The following is a 17996-nucleotide window of genomic DNA, read 5'->3' as shown; positions in this document are numbered from 1 at the left end:
CGCGAAGCCTCAGGCGTAGAGCCCGTGCAGGAACCAGCGCGCGTGTTCCGCGTCGCGTTCGCGGTAGATCCAGTAGCGCGCCGCCGCCGCGTCTTCGGCGACGAAGTAGTCGCGCACGGTCAGGGCGGGGTCCCACCAGCCGCTTTCGATGCGTTCGGGCCCCCGTACCAGCCGCAGCGGCTGGCCGCCGTATTGGGGGCGATGGCCCGACAGCTTCAGGGCCAGCGGCGTTTCCAGCAGCCAGAAGGGGCGGTCCAGCAAAGGGGGCAGGGGCTGGGGCGGGCGCGGGGTGGCCAGCGCGTCGCCCCAGGAATTCGCGGCTTCGGGGCGATGGTCGGGCGTGGGATGGGCGTGGCGCACCTGATCGCGGCCCAGCCGGGCCACCAGCAGGTCCAGCAGGCGGGCGTGGTCGGCCGCGGTGCCGCCGGGTTCGGGAAACAGCGTGGTGCTGACGGCGGGTTGCTCAACGGTGTCGGGCGCCAATAGAGACACGGCGATGACGGGCGCTTCCAGCGTGACGTGATTCAGCTTTTCGCGCAGCAGGTGCAGGATTTGCGGCGCCTGCCAGACCGGTTGCGCCAGCGCCAGTTCCAGTTCGGTGGGCGGGCGGGCATGGCGGCCGCGTTCGTGTTCCATGCTGAGCACTACGCGCCGCACCGCCAGTTGCCGCGCGGTGAGCCACCCGCCAAGTTGTTCGGCCAGGCGGCGCGCCACCGCCAGCACGGCGTCGGTGTGCTCGACGTAGTCCATGAGTTCGATGCGCCGGGAGAACTGGTTGGGCGGTTCAATCCAGCGATACAGTTCCGGCGCCTGGCCGTAGGCGGCGTCCAGGGCGGGAAGCAGATCTGGCGTGCTGCGCCGTTGCAGGCCGGCGCGCGGCAGGGCGCGCAGGTCGGCCAGGGTGTGGCAGCCGATGTCGCCCAGCCAGTCCAGCCGCGCCTGGGTCTGGGGCAGCAGCGCCAGCGGCAGCGCGTCCAGCCGGCGGGTCAGCGTGCGCAGGGTGAGGGTGCGCCGGGGCACGCGCCGGCCCGGGCGGTGCGCCAGCAGCCAGGCGCCCCGGGCGGTGGGCGCCATGCCCAAGGACACCCGCACATCCAGCGCGTCCAAGGTGGCGCGTATGCGCCGGGCCAGCGCGCGCGGGCCGCCGAAGAACATCAGGCTGGCGCCCACGTTCAAGAGCACGGTGTCGGCATCGCCCAAGGCAATTTCGGGGGTGTATTGCAGCAGCGCCAGCGCCGCGCCGTGCAGGGTATCGGCTTCGGCCTGCGGCTGGCGCGGCAAGAGTTCCACCTGCGGGGCGATGGCCGCGGCGCCCGCGCGGCGCATGCCCGGCTTGACGCCGGCCTGGCGGGCGGCGGGGGTGAGGGCGGCAACGCGTTCCTGGTCCAGGACGGCGAAGGCGTGTTCCTCATGCGGCCAGTGCGGGCGTAGTACGTCCAGCGGCAGGCAGCGCAGGAAGGCGGCGATCCAGAGGCGCATGGTGGGGGGAAGACGGTGTCAGCGCGCCGGGCTCCAGGCCCACGTACAGCGGGGTGTCGCAGACAGGCCCCCGGCGCTTCAGAATATGGACGGACAAGCCGCCCGGGGCCGGCGCAAGCGCCAGCCGCAACGGGGCGGCGGTGGCATTCTGCGCGGCCTTGGCCGGGCGGATGGCAATGAAGAGCAGGTCGCTGGCCTGGGCCGCCAGATGCAGGCGGCGCAGGGATTCAGGGCGCACATGCGGCAGCCAGCAGATCAGGGCGCCGCAACTGCCGTTTTTCAGGATTTGTTCCGTGGCCCAGAGGGTATCGACGGGTTTTTGCGGGGCCACCCACAGCAATTGCCGGGGATCCAGCCGCCAGCTCATCCAACTGGCGATGTGGGGCACGTGCGGCGGTTGCACCAGCGCAATGGGGCGGCGCGTTTCCAATTGGGCCAACGCTGGGCGCAACAGGCGGATTTCGCCCACGCCGGGGTGCGGGGTCAGCAGTTCGATCAGGGATCCCAGCGGCCAGCCGCCGTCCGGCAGCTCGGCGGAAAGCGAAGCGTGCCCGGTGGGCAGGGTGCGCGCGGCGCCTTTGGCCAACTGGGTGGCGCGCCACAACGCGGGATGGATGCGTTCAGGGGTCATCATTACTGTATGAATATACAGTATTGTAGCCCCGTTTTGTGGGCGGCTTTTGAGCGGCTATGGGCCGGCTATGACCCGACTATGACCCGTCCCTGGGCCAACCATGGGCCGCCTGGTGCACTGTTTTGCGACCTGATCCGGCGGACCCGCGCCTAGCCGTGGTCCCGATCCAGCCCATAAAAGCGCATGTCCCCGTAGCGCACCCAGCGCGACTTCTTCACCACGCGGTGCCCGATCCACAGCGCCAGGAACAGCGGAATGGCCAGATACGTGGACACCACCCCGATCCAGTCGATGCGATCTTGCAGGAACGCCTGGTAGTTCTGCCCCAGCGTCACCACCAGGCACAGCACAAAGGCCAGCACCGGGCCAAAGGGAAACAGGCCGGCCTTGTAGGGCAGGTCGGCCGTGTCGTAGCCGTGCCTGACGTAGCCCTGGCGAAACCGGTAATGGCTCATCGCGATGCTCAGCCACACGATGAATTCCGTCATGCCCGCAAAATTCAGCAGCCAGATATAGACCGCCTTCGGGCTGTACACCACGCTGAACAGGCAGAGGCAGGCCAGCGCCGTGGTAGCCAGCAGCGCGTACAGCGGCACGCCCTTGGACGTCAGCCGCTTGAACAGCGCCGGGGCCTGGCCTTCGGCCGCCATGTTGAACAGCATGCGGGTGGCGGCGTACATGCCCGAATTGCCGGCCGATAGCACTGACGTCAGGATCACCGCGTTCATCACGGTGGCGGCCGACAGCAGGCCCGCGTGCTGGAACACCAGCGTGAAGGGGCTGACGGCGATGTCTTCGACGTCGTTGCGCAGCAATTGCGGGTCGGTATAGGGCAGCAGCAGGCCGATGATCAGAATGGCCAGCACATAGAACAGCAGGATGCGCCAGAACACGCTATTGATGGCGCGCGGCACGTTGCGGCGCGGGTTTTCGGATTCGCCTGCTGCCACGCCCACCAGTTCGGTGCCCTGGAAGGAATAGGCCACCACCATCGCCACGCCCACCCAGGTGGCCGCGTTGCCCACGAAGGGCGCGTCGCCGATGGTCCAGTTCGCCAGCCCGACCTGGTCGCCGCCGTGGATGATGCCCACCAGCATGCCCAGGCCGACGGCAATGAAGCACAGCACGGCCACCACTTTGATCAGGGCGAACCAGTATTCGGCTTCGCCGAAGCTGCGCGCCGAAAAGGCGTTCAGCCCGAAGGTGAGCGCTAAAAACGCCACGCTCCAGATCCAGCCCGGCGTATCCGGCAGCCAGTAGGCCATGACCAGTTGGGCGGCCACCACGTCCACGGCGACGACCGTGGCCCAACTGACCCAGAAATTCCACCCCAGCGCGAAGCCGAAGCCGGGGTCCACGTAGCGTGATGCATAGGTGCAGAACGAGCCCGACACCGGCATGAAGGTGGCCAGTTCGCCCAGGCTCGTCATGATGAAGTAGACCATCAGGCCAATCACCAGGTAGACGAGCAGGGCGCCGCCCGGGCCCGCTTCGGCAATGGCCGCGCCGGAGGCCACGAACAGGCCGGTGCCGATGGCTCCGCCCAGCGCTATCATCGTCAAGTGGCGCGCCTTGAGCACGCGGTGCAGCTGATTCTGGCTGGCGGGCGTGGCGCCAGAATCGGAAATCGGTGTTTGCATTGCAACGGGGAAAAGTGGCCGCCGCGGCGGCATTCAGGCAGGGTCCGCGACAAGGGACTGCCAGCAAGGGGCAAGGGCATCCCCAGGGAACCAAAGGGGGGCGCCAGCGCCAACGCCGCGCATTTTACAATGCTGTGACAGCGGCGCAGTCCCGCGGCCCCAGCCAGCACGGAGCAGTTTCATGGCATCTACCGGTTCACTTGAATTCCTTCCCGAGGCGGGCGTCGACGTGCGCCAATTGTTCATCCTGCTGCACGGTGTGGGCGGGTCACCCGATAACCTGCGGCCATTGGCCGACGCCGTGCGCGCGGCCTTCCCGATGGCGGCGGTGCTGGCGCCCGAAGGCTTCGAGCCCTTTGACGGCGGCGGCGCGGGACGGCAGTGGTTTTCGGTGCGCGGCATCAGCGAAGACAACCGCGCCGAGCGCGTGGCGGCGGCCATGCCGCCCCTGGAGGCCTATGTGCGCGAGGCGCAAGCGCGCTTCAATCTATTGCAGTCGGACACCGCGGTGGCGGGATTTTCGCAGGGCGCCATCATGGCGCTGGAACTGGTGCAGGCCCACGACGGCATGGCCGGACGCGTCATCGCGTTTTCGGGCCGCTATGCGCAATTGCCGAAGGCCGCGCCGCAATTCACCACCCTGCACCTGCTGCACGGCGCCGACGACCCTGTCATGAACGTGTCCCACATCCAGGCCGCGCAAGCCCGGCTGGAAACGCTGCACGGGGATTCCACCATCGACATCGCCAGCCACGTCGGCCACGAACTGCATCCCGCCCTGATCGAACGCGCCATCGTCCGCTTGCAGACCTGCGTGCCGCTGCGAAGCTGGGAAGCGGCCCTGGGGCTGAACCAGACGCCGCCTGATGGCACCACGGTGCATTGATTGCGGGATGAACACAGCCCGATGACTCACATCTCCATCACTCACCGTCTGATGAATTGCTCCCCGATGATCCGCACCCAATGAGCACCGCCCGTTCTTCCGTGCCGGCCTCGCCGCGCGCCGCCGATGCGGTCGGTGGCGCGCAAAGCATCTTCCGCGTGCTGCGCCTGCTGAAATACGTGGGGGCCGCGCCCGCGCGTGGCGTGGGCTTGAGCGACGTCGTGCGCGACCTGGGCCTGACCCCGCCCACGGCGCATCGCATGTTGGCGGCCTTGTTGCAGGAAGGCTTTCTGTCGCTGAACGCCAAGCTGAAAACGTACAGCCTGGGGCGCGAGTCCTACATCCTGGGCCTGGCCGCTGAAAGCCGCCACGGCATCAAGGCCATCGCCGAATCCGCCGTGCTGCGGCTGGCCCAATCCACCGGCGACACCAGTTTCCTGTCGGTGCGTTCCGGCCACGAAGCCGTGTGCGTGGACCGCAAGACGGGCGACTTTCCCATCAAGATCCTGACCCTGGAAGTGGGGCACAGGCGGCCCTTGGGCGTGGGGGCGGGCAGCCTGGCGTTGCTGGCGTTCCTGCCCAACGACGATATCGAGCGGGTGCTGGCCCGATACGACGCCACCAGCGCGCCCGACCTGCCGTCCACCGACATGCTGCGCGACGACATCGCCGCCGCCCGCAAGCAGGGCTATGCGCTGAACCCGGGGCGCATCATTCCCGACATGCTGGGCGTGGGCGTGCCAGTGTTGGACCGCGAGCAGAACGTGGTGGCCGCCTTGAGCGTGGCGGCGATCCGCTCGCGCCTGTCGGGCGCGCGCCTGCATGACGTGGTGGCGGCCTTGCAACGCGCCGCGGCCGAACTGTCGGCGGACCTGTTGCCGCGTCCTTGAATTTGCGCCGGAGCACGCCCCTGAATGTGCGCCGGAGCGCGCCCCTGAACGTGCCGCGGAGCCGGCCCCAAAGCCGGCCCCGCGGCACGAAGGGCTAGCGCCCCGCGCAGGCCTTGCCGCCATCCACCGGCAGGCACACGCCGGTGATGTACTTGGCTTCGTCGCTGGCCAGGAACAGCGCGGCGTGCGCCACGTCCCAGGCATCGCCCATGCGGCCCATCGGGCTGGCGGCGTTGCGACGCTGGCGCATCGCTTCCACGTCCTGGAACTGGCCGGCAATTTGCTGGTAGATCAAGGGCGTATCGATCACGCCCGGCAGCACCGCGTTGACCCGGATGTTGTCCGGCGCATAGCGCACGGCCAGGGACCGGGTCAGATGATTCAGCCCCGCCTTGGCCGCGTAATAGGACGTGTACGGGTAGGTGTTGACCTGGATGGATGCCAGCGACGAGATATTGATGATGCTGCCGCCGCCTTGCGCCAGCATGGCGGGCAGCACGTGCTTGCAGGTCAGGAACACGCCGGTCAGGTTGGTGTCCAGCACGCGGTGCCAGCTTTCCTCGCTGGCCTCGATGGGGCCGCCCATTTCCGTGATACCCACATTGTTGTGCAGGATGTCGATGCGACCCGCTTCGTCCAGCACGCGCGCCACCACCGCCTGGATCTGCGCGGACTGTGTCACGTCGGCCACCAGCGCGGCGCATTGCCCGCCTTCGGCTTCGATGACGCGCCGGGTTTCCTCGGCCGCTTCCGCGCGCACGTCCACGGCGTAGACCCGCGCGCCCTCGCAGGCATACAGCGCGGCGGCCGCCTTGCCGTTGCCCCATCCCGGCCCCGACGACCCCGCGCCGAACACCAGCGCGACCTTGTCTTTTACGCGCTGGCTCATGCTATTGCACCGAGATGTGGGCGAAGTCGGCCACCTTCTTCCACTTGGCCACATCGGCGTTGATCATCGCACCAAACTCCTCGGGCTTGTCCGCCACCACATAGGCGCCCACGCCCGCGTACTTGGCCTGCACGTCCGGGTCAGCCAGGGCCTTGCGCGACGCGTCGCTCAGCTTGGCCAGCACGTCCTTGGGCAGACCGGCCGGCGCAAGCAGGCCGTTCCACATTTCGGCGTCGTAGTCAGGCAGGCCCATTTCCGCGAAGGTCGGCACATCAGGCAGTTGCGGCAAGCGCGTCTTGGCCGCCACCACGATCGCCCGCAAATTGCCTGACTGGATGTGCGCCATGGACGACGCCGCCGTGTCCCACAAGATGGGCACCTGGCCGGCGATGACGTCGTTCAGCGCCGGGCCGGTGCCGCGATACGGTACATGCATCATGTCCAGCCCCGACAGCGACTTGTAGTACTCCATGGCCATGTGCGTGGCGCCGCCATTGCCCGACGATGCATACGAATACTTGCCCGGCGCGCCTTTGATCAGTGCGAAGAATTGCGCGTAGTCCTTGGCCGGGAAATTCTTGTTGACCACAATCACGCCCGGCACGCGGATGATCTGCGTGACAGGGGTGAAGTCTTTCACGGCGTCATACGACAGGTTCTTGTACACCGCCGAATTGGTGCCGTTGGTGCTGGACGTGCCCAGCAGCAGCGTGTAGCCGTCGGGCGCGGCGGACGCCACCGCGCGCGTGCCGACCGTGCCGCCCGCGCCGCCCCGGTTTTCCACCACCACCGTCTGGCCCAACTGCTTGCCCAGCGCCTCGGCAAAGATGCGGCCCACCACGTCGGACGTGCCGCCCGGCGGAAAAGGCACGATCAGGCGGACAGGGTGGTCGGGGTAGCTGCTTTGCGCCGTGGCGGCGCCCGTCAGCGACAGGGCCAGCGTTGCGGCCGCCAGGCTCATCCAGGTTCTTCTCTTCATGGTGTTGTCTCCTCGCTTTGGTTTGTTGTGCGTGTTGTCGTTGTTGTTGTCGTTGTCGTTGTCGTTGTCGTTGCTGACTGATATCAGGCGATGCGGTCGCCCGGCTTGATCTTGGCGGCGCGGCTGTCCACGCCCGGCAACATGTGCGCCGGGTCGCGCGTGACGACGACGTCCAGGATGGTGGGGCGGTCCTTGCAGGCGTAGGCGCTGGCCAAGGCCGCTTTGATGTCGGCGGGGTCTTCCACGCGGATGCCGTTGCAGCCCAGCGCGCGCGCCACGTTGGCGTAGTTGGTTTCCACCAGGTCCGACGATTGATAGTTGCCACCACCGTACATCAGGTGTTGCAGCGCTTTGATATAGCCCGACGCCGCGTTGTTCACCACCACCAGCGTGAAGGCCAGGCCCATGCGCACCGCCGTTTCCAATTCACCCAGCGACATATTGCAGCCGCCGTCGCCGGTCAGGCTGACGACCTGCCGCCCCGGCGCGGCGGCGGCGGCGCCGATCGCACCCGGAATGCCGTAGCCGATGGAGGCAAAGCCCCGGTCGGGCACGAAGCCCCGGCCCGCGCGCTTGGTGTCGAACAGCAGGCCGCCCCAATGCGCGGCAAAGCCGCCGTCGGCCACCAGGATGCCGTCTTCGGGCAGCGTGGCGTTGATCTCGTGCATCAGGCGCGCCATGCCGATGGGGCTGTCGGATGACGTCAGCTTGCCCTGCACGGATTCGCGCCAGGCGTGCATGGCTTGCCCGACTTCATCCGCATAGGCCTGGCGATCGGCTTGTGACGCTTGCGCCGCCATGCGTTCGCCCAATTCCTCAAGTGTGGCGCGCGCGTCGCCCCATAGCCGCAGGGCAGGGGTGGTGGTGCGGTCGAACTCTTCGGCCACGATGTCCAAATGAATGACCGGCACGCCCGCGCTCAACAGGTCATAGCGCCGGGTGGCCACTTCGCCCAGCTTGCAGCCGACGACGAACAGGCAGTCGGCCTTGGCGATCAGGTCGTTGGCGATGCGGCTGTAACGGCCGAAGAGGCCCGCGTTCAGCGGGTCGCTGCAAGCAATGGCGCCCTTGCCGCTCATGGTGTGCGCCACGGGGATGTTGAAGCGGCGCGCAAAGGCTTCAACGGCCAAGGCGGCGTCGCTGATGTGCACGCCGCCGCCGCACAGCATCAGGGGGCGCGCGGCGCCGGCCAACATGCTGGCCGCCTGGGCCAGGTCATCGGCGGCGGGGCGGCAGCGCAACGCGGGGGCGCGGCGTGCGTTGGTGCTGGAATAGAACTCGTCGGCGTCAAAAGCGTGGATGGCGTGCGCGATGTCTTCGGGCACGTCCAGCACCACGGGGCCGGGGCGGCCGCTGGTGGCCACCGCGAACGCGCGGCGCACCAGCTCGGGAATGCGCTCGATCATCTCCACGCGCAGCACGTCCTTGACCACAGGGCGCAGCACTTCAAGCTGGCGCGCTTCCTGCGTCATGTTCTTCCAGGAATGCAGGCGGTGCGAATCGCCCACCAGCGCCACCAGCGGCGTGCCGGCGTTGAAGGCTTCGGCCAGACCGGTGACCAGGTTGGTGGCGCCCGGGCCCAAGGTGGCGTCGCACACGCCGGGCCGCCCGCTGACCTTGGTGTAGGCGTCTGCCGCGAACACGGCGCAGCGCTCGTCGTTGATCAGGTTGTGATTCAACTTCAAGCGCCGCACGGCGTCGTAGAAGGGCAGCAATTGAAAGCCGCCCATGCCAAACATCAAGCCGACGTCATGCGCGGCGAACATGCGGGCGATGGCCTCGCCGCCTGTGATTTCCAGTTTTTCCGACATGCGGATGTGCTCCTCGTTTTAGTGATTGTTGTAGTGATCGTTTCTATTGATTGACGCGCCCGTTCAAGAGAGCGTCGATAAACGTTTTCAAGGGCGTGCCGACACGGCAGCCCAGTTCGCGGGCGCGCGCGTTCGCGCAGGAAATCACGCCCTCGTCGTAGCAGGACCTGGCGTCTCCGATGCAGGCGCTATGGGCCGACACCGCCAATGCCGCAATGCCGCGCTGTTGCAGCAGCGGCAGGCGGCCGACGCCCGCGCCGTCCTGGCCCATGCCGGCGTCGTTGAACGTCACCAGCCGGGGCGCGGCCTTGACGCCGTCGGTCGGCAGCCCGGCCAGGCGCTCGCCATGCGATGCCGTGACGGCGATCAGGCCGTTGTCGCGTTCGTCCAGCAGCGACACCGAGTCCACGCCGACGACGCAGGGCGTGCCGTCGGCGCCGGTGCGCAGCACCATGCGGGATTCTTCGCGCTCGGCGGGTGGTGCGGGCCGTGCAGGGGAATGCGGTGAAGCGTGGGGCAAAGAGCGACCCAAAGACTGACCCAAAACCGCGGCGCATTCGGCAACGCGCATGCCGGGCCGGCAGCCCAAGGCTTGAGCCAGCGGGTTGGCATGGCTGATGACGCCACGGCGCAGCATGTCGGCGCCGTCGCCGATGCGGCAACTGCGGTAATCCGCCGTGGCGGCGGGCACGCCCCAGTGTTGCAGGTCGTGCAGGCCCGCAATGCCGGCCTCTTGCCAGCCCACGCCCGCATCGTTGAGCACCACGGCGTGAACCCGGCCCCGGGCGGCGCAATAAGCCGCATAGCGGCCGCCATGGGATCCCGCGATCACGACCCGGCCGATATCCGCGTCGCCAAGCTTGGTAATGCTGTCGAGCACTCGGGCGTCGACGCTGTTTGTGTATTCCATATTATGGATTTTTGTTCTTTGTGTTTTACGGCTGTGCGTATATGTGGCCGCCGTTGAGCATTTGCGCTCAACCGATTTCAACTGATTTGTCTCGGAATTATTCTAAAGGCCGGAAAACGTACGCGGCAATGCGCCATCCATATTGTGGAAATGGATTTAGCCAAGAAAACAAGAAGAAGCCCCAGCTTGAAACGCCGGGCAAAAAAAAGCGCCCCACGTAGGGGCGCCGATGCGGGGCATCCGCTGGCTAGTCTTCCCAGCCGCCGCCCAGCGCCAGAAAGACGGCGACCTGGTCGTTGCTGAGTTCGGCCTGCGAGGCCGCCAGCGCGCTTTCATTGCTGGCCAGCGTGCGCTCGGCGTCCAGCACGGTCAGGTAGTCGGTCTTGCCGTACTGGAACAACCGCCGTGCTTGCGAGGCGGCTTCGGCGCTTTGGTCGCGGGCGGCGCGCAAGGCGGCGTCGCGATCCAGTTGCCGCGCGTAGACCACCAGCGCGCTTTCGGTTTCACGCAGCGCGTTCAATACGGTGGCGTCAAAGCGCGCCACGGCGGCCTTGGTGTTGGCTTCGGCCTCGGCAATGCGGGCCTGCACCGCGCCCGTGTTCGGGATCGTCCACGAGATCAACGGACCCACGCTCCAACTAAAGGTGCCCCGGTCGCCCAACATGGCGGCGGGGCCGCCCGACGCGGCGGACAAGCCCAGCGTGACCTTGGGGTACAGGTCGGCGGTGGCCACGCCGATGCGGGCGGTGGACGCGGCCAGCGTGCGCTCGGCCTGGCGGATGTCGGGGCGGCGGCGCAACAGCGCGGCGCCGTCACCCACGGGAATGGTGTTGGTCAGGCGCGGCGCGGTGGCGCATTGCAGCAGCGACGCGGGAATGTCGTTGGGGGTTTGCCCCGTCAGCGCGGCCAGGCGGTACAGCGCCGTGCGCTGCTGCGCCTGAAACGGCGGCAGGTTGGCCTGCAACTGTTCAAGCTGGCTGCGCGCGCGCGTGACGTCCAGCGTGGTGCCACGGCCGGCGCGTTGCAAGCGGCTGACGGCATCCAGCGATTCTTTTTGCACCTGCACCGAATGCTGGGCCGAGGCCAACTGCATGCCCGCCGCGCACATATTGGCGTAGGCGCGCGCGGTTTCGGCGGCGACGGTGACGCGGGTGGCGTCGTAGGCGGCTTGCGCGGCCTGGGCATCACCGCTGGCGGCTTCGATGGCGCGGCGAATCTGCCCGAACAGGTCCAGTTGGTACGACACGCTGGCACCGGTGGAATACGACCAGCGGCTAGGCGGGTTGACGCCCGGTTGCAGTTCCTGCAAGCCCGACACGTGGCCGAAGGTGGGCGATGCGTTCACGCCGATGCTGGGCTGCTGCTGCGCCTGGGACTCCTGCACGGCGGCCTGCGCGCGTTCCAGGTTGGCGCTGGCCACGCGCAGGTCGGTGTTGGCCGACAGGGCCTTGTCGATCAGGCCGTCCAGCACCGAGTCGTTATACAGGCGCCACCAGTGTCCGGCCACCGGCTCTTGCTGATACACGCCGGGCTGCGCTTCGATGAAGGCGCCTTGCGCGCTGGGCCGTTGCACGGCGGACCCGGCGGGCGTTTGATAGTCCGGGCCCACGGTGGTGCAACCGGCCAGCGCAAGCGCCAGGGCCAAGAGCGGGGGGAGAAGGTGCCGGGCGTTCATGCTGGGTCTACCGACACGGTGGCCGTCTGGCCGGCGACCAGGCGCACGCCCTCCGGCACGGCGTCGATCTTCACGCGCACCGGAATGCGTTGGGCCAGGCGCACCCAGTTGAAGGTGGGGTTCACGTTGGGCAGCAGATTGGCGCCCGTGCTGCGGTCGCGGTCGGCAATGCCCATGGCGATGCTTTCCACATGGCCGCGAATGTGGCGCGAATCGCCCATCAGCGTCACCGTGACGGGGGCGCCTTCGTGGATGCCGGGCAGCTTGGTTTCTTCAAAATAGCCTTCCACATAGAAGCTGCCCGCGTCCACCAGGGCCATCACGCCGCGCCCAGCGGTAGCGTAGGAACCCGCGCGCAAGGCCAGGTTGGTGACGCGGCCATCGCTGGCGGCCACCACGCGGCTGCGCTCCAGGTTCAGGCGGGCGGTGTTCAGTTGCACTTGCGCCTGCGCCAGCGCGGCTTCGGTCTGCTGCACCTTGGTCTGGCTTTGCTCGACCGCTTCCGCGGCCACCAGTTGGCCCAGCGAGCGGTTGCGCTTGGCGTCACGCAGTGCCTGGTCGTGCGCCACTTGCTGCGATCGCACCGAGGCCTGGGCCTGGTCGAACGCCAACTGGAAGCGGGCGCGGTCAATTTCAAACAGCAGGTCGCCGGCCTTCACGTCCTGGTTGTCGTGCACGGGCACGCTCGTCACCAGGCCGGAGACGTCGGGCGCCACCTGCACCACATAGGCCTTGACGCGGCCATCGCGCGTCCAGGGTTCAACTTCGTAGTGCACCCAAAGCTGCCAGCCGGCGTAAGCGGCGGCGGCGACGACGATGGCCGTCACCGCGAACTTGCCGATAGCAGCAGGGCGAAGGGCGTTGGGGAGTTTCATACCTATCTCTGTAAAAAATATGGGGAAATCAGGGACACGCCATACAGCAGCACCACGAACAGCGCCAGATCAAACAGCGCGGGATGCCACACCAGGCGGTACAGGCCGACGCGCGCCAGCACGCGGCGCAATGCCCAGGCCACGCCGAGCGTCACGACGCCCAGTACCAGCAGCCAGGGGAAGTAAATGCCGTACAGATTGAATTCACCGATCATGATGCGTGGCCCTCCATGGCGGGATGGGCGGGTTGGTAGTCGGGGGCGTCGGGAAAGAAAGCGCGGCGGATGCCCACCAGCGCCACCACCGCGCGGTCGCGGGCGGCCAGGCCTTGCGGCGTGGCGGCCACGCTGGACAGCGCGCGGTCGATCTGCGCCAGGAACTCGGGCGTTTTTTCTCCGACGCGCCACGCGGAGCGCGCGCGGAAGAACTGCGCCAGGCTGTTCAACACGGGTTGGATCGTGGCGTCGGCCATCGGCAGATGACGGCGGGCGCGCTGCAATTCGGTAATGTCGCGGCCCACGCGCAGGTCTTTCAGCGCGTCGGCGGCCACCAGGTCGTCGGGTCGCTGGGCCAGCGCCAAGCGCGGTTGCAACAGGCCGATGCGGTCCAGCATGCGGGCGGTGTAGGTGTGGCGCGACGGGGCGCGCGACGAGGCGGCCAGCGTCGCCAGTTCTTTCCAGTTGGCGGCCTGGATGCGGCGGGCGCTCCAGTCGGCGCTGACGGTGCGGAACACGGCGGCAATGATGGCGGCGGTGGCCACGCCCATGCACTGGGCCACCTGCGTGTCGATGAAGGACACGACGTCGGCGGTGTGGGTGTCTTGCAGCGCCATGGTGCCCAGAAAGCCGAACAGCATCGCCATGCCCTTGCCGGTGCTGGCGGGCCGCGCAATGAAAATGCCCAGCACGAAAGCGGTGGGCAGCATCGCCAGGGCCAGCATTTCAAAGGAATGGATGGCCGGCATGATGCCCAGCAGATACAGGGCCGACAACGGAATCGAATACACCGTGTAGGTCAGGAACTGCATGATGCCCGGCACGGGATTGTCTTGCGACGCAAAGAAGCAACTGAAGATGGCGGCCATCAACGCGGCGGTGGCGCCGTTACTCCAGGCCGTGCCGATCCAGAACGCGCAGCACACGGAAATGGCCACGCCCGCGGCCAGCGCCGACAGCAGCGCCATGCCATGGTCGCGGTGCAGCGCGGCGTTGGGGTCGCGGGCAGCGTGGGCCTTGTGTGCCGAAGCCCGTTGTGGCGCGCCTGCCAGGCCGGCGTGGATCTCGCGGCGCAGCGCCAGGCATTCGTCATACGTGTCGATCAGCTCGCGCAGCCGCGTCATCAGGCTGGCCAACAGTGCGTCGCGCCAGGTGGAATGGCTGTCGATGGCGGGGGTCAGCCGCGAGACGGCGGCGCGTAGCTGCACGGCGGTGTCGTGCGAGGCCTGGGCGCCGGCATTGATCCATTCCGAAATATCGTTCAGCAGCGCGGACACGGGTTCGGGCAGCGGCTGGTCATTGGCCTGAAGCGCCCGCAGGCGGTCTTCCACGGCCGACACCGCCGGCGTCAATGCTGAAATCTGGTCCTGCATGGCGCGCACCGCGCCGGACGTCCAGCGCAGGTTGCTGGTGTCGAACGGCACGTGGGTGGACAAGAGCCGCAATTGGGTGATGTCGTTGGCCAGCACGCGGCGGTCGCGGTCGCGCTGTTCGGCGGTCTTGCCGCTAAGCGTGTCGTGCATCCAGTTGCGGGCGTCGCGCACGGCTTTATCCAGTTGCAACGTCAAGGCGGGCGCCAGGCCCCGGGGCAGCACAATGCTGTGGACCAGCGTGGCGCAGACGATGCCCAGGGTGATTTCCTCAACCCGGGCAAGCGCGGTGTCGAAGACCAACGACGGGTCGGTCACGCTGGGAAAGCCGATCATGGCGGCGGTGTAGCCCGCCAGCATGAAGAGGTAGGAGCGCGGCGTGCGGTCCAGCACCGACATATACAGGCAGGCGCCCACCCACAGCACCATGGCGGCGGTCATGACGACGGGCGAATTCGACAGGCGCGGCACCAGGTAGACGGTGGCGGCCGAGCCGGCAAAGGTGCCCACCAGACGGTACAGCGCTTTGGATCGCACGGCGCCGGACCAGGGTTGCGCCACGACGTAGGCGGTGGTCATCGCCCAGAACGGACGCGGCAAACCCATGCTGTAGGCCAGATAAAGCGCCATGATGGCGCTTAGGTAGCTCTTGAGCGAAAAAAGGGTTTCGCGGACGTTGGGCAATTTCACGATGCGTTGTCCTGTTGCTGCTGTGGCTGCGCGCTGGCCGCGCCGCGTCCCAAGGACACATTCAAGGCGTCGAACACGCGCAGGCAGGCTTGCAGATCGGTTTCGCTGACGCCGCTGAACAAGCGCCGGCGCAGTTCCACCAGCACGTCTTCAACCTGTGCGCGCAGCGCATGGCCGGCATCGGTCAGGTGCAGTGTTTTGGCGCGGCGATCATGCGCGTCTTCGCGGCGTTCCATCAGGCCGGCGGCGACGAGTTGGTCCAGCACGCGAACCAGGGACGGACCTTCAACGCCCAGCGCCTCGGCCAACGCGCCTTGGCGCACGCCGTCGCCCAGGCGTCCGGCCAAGATGACCGGCCAGGCCGTGGCTTGGGATAAACCGTAGTCGGCCAAGGCCTTGTCGGCCGCCCCGCGATAGGCGCGCGACAGCACCATCAGGTGAGCGGTGGTTGCCATGAGTTGGGAGTCTGAAGGAGTGTGCATGAAATCGATTGTATCCTATCTATTAGCTTACTAATGATTGAATGTGTCGAATGGGACGATAGGAATTTTTAATCGGTAGGATGGGTGCTGCGCGCCAGGCCGGTGAAAAAAACACCAATACCGATCGCGCGAACCCATCGGACGGCGGTGATTGAACGGTGGAATCATCTATGCCAAGACGGTGATATTGCCGTCAACGGCAACGTTCGTAGGATGGGTGGAGCGCGCAAGACCTGTGGCAAGGACCCCTCCGTTGAGCGCGCGTAACCCATCGAACCACCGCCAGGATGTGGCCGGATTGTTTCGGGTTTTGGCGTTGATTGATGGGTTTCGCGCGAACGGCAATTGGGTTCTTGTGCCTTTTCTTGCGCGCTGCACCCATCCTACGATGGTCGGCGATCCACCGGCGATCCACCGGCGATCCATCCGCGATCTATCGGCGATCTATCGGCGACCCATCCCGCGGCCAACCCTCAACCGTTGCAGTCTGCCCAGCAATTCGGGGTTTCATGCAGGCGCACGCGGGACAGGCGCAGGTCGGCGCCGTAGTGGCCGTGGTAGTGCGGGGCCAGCGTGTCGAACACGATCTTGGCCAGGTTTTCCGCCGTGGGAATGCGGTCCAGCACGACGGTCTTGTGGTCGGGCAGGGTGTCCAAAAAGCCGCGCACGGCGGCGTCGCCTTCGTACACCAGGAAAGCATGGTCCCAGACGTCCACGATGTGGGTCTTGGCGATGTGCTTGATCTCGGAAAAGTCCATCAACATGCCGTTGTCGGATTCGCCGGGGGCTTGCACCACGTCACCCGTCAGGGTGATTTCAAGCACATAGCGGTGGCCATGCAGGTTGCGGCATTGGCTGCGGTGATCGGGGATACGGTGGCCGGCGTCGAATTCCAGCCTGCGGGTAACGGAAATCATCGCGCGGTCCGCCGCGCGTGGGGGGTCATCATGGAATGCCTATGTATTTGTGGGTCTGCAAACTCAGCCGCCATTGCGGATGCTGCATACAGTACTGAACGGCACGCTCGGTATTGGCCACGCGCGCGGGGCCGTCCATGGGTTGCAGGAAAAAGTGCTCGAAATCCAGGTGCGCGAAGGTCTCGGGCAACGCATTCAACTGCGGGTAGACCAGCTTCAGCTCGTCGCCGCGTTCGATGACCAGCGGCGCCGTGCCCTTGGGGCTGACGCAGATCCAGTCGATGCCGGCGGGCGGCTTGACGGTGCCGTTGGTTTCGATGGCCACGGTGAAGCCGCGGGCATGGATGGCGGTGAGCAGCGCCGCGTCCAGTTGCAGCAGGGGTTCGCCGCCCGTGAAGACCACATAGCGGTCTTGCGTGCCCGGTCCCCAGGTGGTGGCGATGGTGTCGGCCAAGAGGTCGGCCGTGGCGAACTTGCCGCCGCCTTCGCCATCGGTGCCGATGAAGTCGGTGTCGCAGAACGTGCAGGCGGCGCTGGCGCGGTCGCTTTCGCGGCCGGTCCAGAGGTTACAGCCCGCAAACCGGCAAAATACCGCCGCGCGGCCTGCGTGGGCGCCTTCGCCTTGCAGGGTCTTGAATATTTCTTTGGCGGAGTAGGTCATAAGGTTGCTGGCGGCCGGAGGCGCCGCGAAAATCGGGCAAAAGCGGATTATTTTACTTGGTATAGACTCCCGCCCTATGTTTCATGTCCAAGATTCCCTGTATATCGACGAACGCGACCTGACGTTCAGCATGATCCGCGCCCAGGGCGCGGGCGGCCAGAACGTCAACAAGGTGTCCAGCGCCGTCCATCTGCGCTTTGACGTGCGGGCCTCGCGCCTGCCGCCCGAAGTGCAGGACGCCGTGTGCGCGCTGAGCGATCACCGCATCTCGAAAGAGGGCGTTATCGTCATCAAGTCGCAGTCGTTTCGCAGCCAGGAAAAAAACCGGGCCGAAGCCATTGAACGGCTGGTGGCGATGGTGCGCGCCGCCATCCAGGTCGACAAACCCCGCCGCGCCACCAAGCCCACACGATCTTCCCAACGCCGCCGCGTGCAACGCAAAGTCCTGCACGGCGAGGTCAAGCGCCTGCGCGGCCGGGTGCAAGGCGACTAGGCAAAACCCCGTAGCCCAAAGGGGCATGACCATATATCGAATACTTTCGATTTAAGATTCGATAAATTGCGATATACCAATATGACTCGCTCCGCTTCCGCTTTGTCCTCCGATCAGACCGGCGCAGAACCCGGAATTGATACCGACGCCATCATCAAGGCGCTGGCCAATCCGGTGCGGCGTGACATCCTTGCGTGGCTGAAGACGCCGCATGCGTATTTCGAGGAACGCCCGGGCCACTCCTTTGAACATGGGGTGTGCGCGGGCCACATCGATGACCGCTGCGGCTTGTCGCAGTCGACCGTGTCTTCGCACCTGGCCGTCTTGCAGCGCGCGGGCCTGATTACGTCGACCAAGGTGGGGCAGTGGGTCTTTTTTCGTCGCAATGAAGCCTTGATTGCCGCGTTCCTGCGGCAGTTGAACCAGGATATGTAGTCAGCCGGCAGGCGTGTGCCAAGCCACGCCACGCTGTATGCCGCTGCGCACCGCGCCCCATCGAC

18 protein-coding genes are annotated in these 17996 nt (G+C 66.7%); 4 read left to right on the top strand and 14 right to left on the bottom strand.

The genetic code is table 11. From position 1 onward, the window contains the following. Positions 1-9: 9 nt before the first annotated feature. The 3 genes from M2361_RS08955 to M2361_RS08945 all read right to left on the bottom strand — a co-directional run bounded on the left by M2361_RS08955 (position 10) and on the right by M2361_RS08945 (position 3753). Positions 10-1479, bottom strand: a complete 1470-nt coding sequence (locus M2361_RS08955) for a DNA polymerase Y family protein (RefSeq protein ID WP_259248123.1) — start codon at positions 1477-1479, stop codon at positions 10-12. After that, on the bottom strand, positions 1409-2113 hold the full coding sequence (imuA, locus tag M2361_RS08950; protein ID WP_259248121.1) for a translesion DNA synthesis-associated protein ImuA: 705 nt from the start codon (positions 2111-2113) through the stop codon (positions 1409-1411). Before imuA ends, M2361_RS08955 begins: the two co-directional genes overlap by 71 nt. A 149-nt stretch (positions 2114-2262) precedes the next feature. Further along, complete coding sequence (locus M2361_RS08945; protein WP_259248116.1) at positions 2263-3753, bottom strand: amino acid permease; 1491 nt, start codon at positions 3751-3753, stop codon at positions 2263-2265. A 181-nt stretch (positions 3754-3934) separates the two neighbouring features. Between M2361_RS08945 and ypfH the strand changes: the two genes are divergently transcribed. Further along, entirely contained in the window at positions 3935-4639 is a 705-nt protein-coding gene (ypfH, locus tag M2361_RS08940) for an esterase (protein ID WP_259248114.1), read from the top strand. A gap of 80 nt (positions 4640-4719) precedes the next feature. After that, positions 4720-5529 (top strand): IclR family transcriptional regulator, encoded by an 810-nt coding sequence (locus M2361_RS08935; RefSeq protein ID WP_259248113.1) that lies wholly within the window; start codon positions 4720-4722, stop codon positions 5527-5529. Between the two features lie 94 nt (positions 5530-5623). Here the strand turns inward: M2361_RS08935 and M2361_RS08930 are convergent, their stop codons facing one another. The 11 genes from M2361_RS08930 to queE form a co-directional block, all read right to left on the bottom strand. Further along, on the bottom strand, positions 5624-6418 hold the full coding sequence (locus M2361_RS08930) for an SDR family NAD(P)-dependent oxidoreductase (RefSeq protein ID WP_259248110.1): 795 nt from the start codon (positions 6416-6418) through the stop codon (positions 5624-5626). Position 6419: 1 nt separating this feature from the next. Then, a complete protein-coding gene (locus tag M2361_RS08925; protein ID WP_259248109.1) occupies positions 6420-7397 on the bottom strand; it encodes a tripartite tricarboxylate transporter substrate binding protein in 978 nt (325 codons plus the stop codon). 83 nt (positions 7398-7480) lie between these two features. Beyond that, positions 7481-9208 (bottom strand): thiamine pyrophosphate-binding protein, encoded by a 1728-nt coding sequence (locus M2361_RS08920; protein ID WP_259248107.1) that lies wholly within the window; start codon positions 9206-9208, stop codon positions 7481-7483. Positions 9209-9251: 43 nt separating this feature from the next. Beyond that, a complete protein-coding gene (locus M2361_RS08915) occupies positions 9252-10118 on the bottom strand; it encodes a hypothetical protein (protein WP_259248105.1) in 867 nt (288 codons plus the stop codon). Between the two features lie 247 nt (positions 10119-10365). Beyond that, positions 10366-11793, bottom strand: coding sequence for an efflux transporter outer membrane subunit (locus tag M2361_RS08910; RefSeq protein WP_259248104.1), 1428 nt, complete (start codon positions 11791-11793; stop codon positions 10366-10368). Beyond that, complete coding sequence (locus M2361_RS08905; RefSeq protein ID WP_259248102.1) at positions 11790-12668, bottom strand: efflux RND transporter periplasmic adaptor subunit; 879 nt, start codon at positions 12666-12668, stop codon at positions 11790-11792. The genes M2361_RS08910 and M2361_RS08905 overlap by 4 nt, the downstream gene beginning before the upstream one ends. A 2-nt stretch (positions 12669-12670) precedes the next feature. Next, on the bottom strand, positions 12671-12883 hold the full coding sequence (locus M2361_RS08900; protein ID WP_006219803.1) for a DUF1656 domain-containing protein: 213 nt from the start codon (positions 12881-12883) through the stop codon (positions 12671-12673). Further along, entirely contained in the window at positions 12880-14943 is a 2064-nt protein-coding gene (locus M2361_RS08895; RefSeq protein WP_259248100.1) for an FUSC family protein, read from the bottom strand. The genes M2361_RS08900 and M2361_RS08895 overlap by 4 nt, the downstream gene beginning before the upstream one ends. After that, a complete protein-coding gene (locus M2361_RS08890; protein ID WP_259248099.1) occupies positions 14940-15425 on the bottom strand; it encodes a MarR family winged helix-turn-helix transcriptional regulator in 486 nt (161 codons plus the stop codon). The genes M2361_RS08895 and M2361_RS08890 overlap by 4 nt, the downstream gene beginning before the upstream one ends. A 473-nt stretch (positions 15426-15898) precedes the next feature. Next, entirely contained in the window at positions 15899-16342 is a 444-nt protein-coding gene (gene queD / locus M2361_RS08885) for a 6-carboxytetrahydropterin synthase QueD (protein WP_259248095.1), read from the bottom strand. Between the two features lie 28 nt (positions 16343-16370). After that, the gene (queE, locus tag M2361_RS08880) at positions 16371-17003 is read right to left on the bottom strand and encodes a 7-carboxy-7-deazaguanine synthase (protein WP_050446994.1); all 633 of its coding nucleotides are present in this window, start codon (positions 17001-17003) and stop codon (positions 16371-16373) included. 76 nt (positions 17004-17079) lie between these two features. Between queE and arfB the strand changes: the two genes are divergently transcribed. Then, entirely contained in the window at positions 17080-17496 is a 417-nt protein-coding gene (arfB, locus tag M2361_RS08875; protein ID WP_100855982.1) for an alternative ribosome rescue aminoacyl-tRNA hydrolase ArfB, read from the top strand. 81 nt (positions 17497-17577) lie between these two features. Then, entirely contained in the window at positions 17578-17931 is a 354-nt protein-coding gene (locus M2361_RS08870) for a helix-turn-helix transcriptional regulator (protein ID WP_259248091.1), read from the top strand. Positions 17932-17996 lie beyond the last annotated feature (65 nt).

Origin of the sequence: Achromobacter sp. JUb104 (genome assembly GCF_024806975.1) — a bacterium.
Taxonomy (GTDB): Bacteria; Pseudomonadota; Gammaproteobacteria; order Burkholderiales; family Burkholderiaceae_B; genus Achromobacter; species Achromobacter spanius.
The sequence above is the reverse complement of the archived record's forward strand: the minus strand, read 5'-3'. Positions and strand labels throughout refer to the sequence as shown.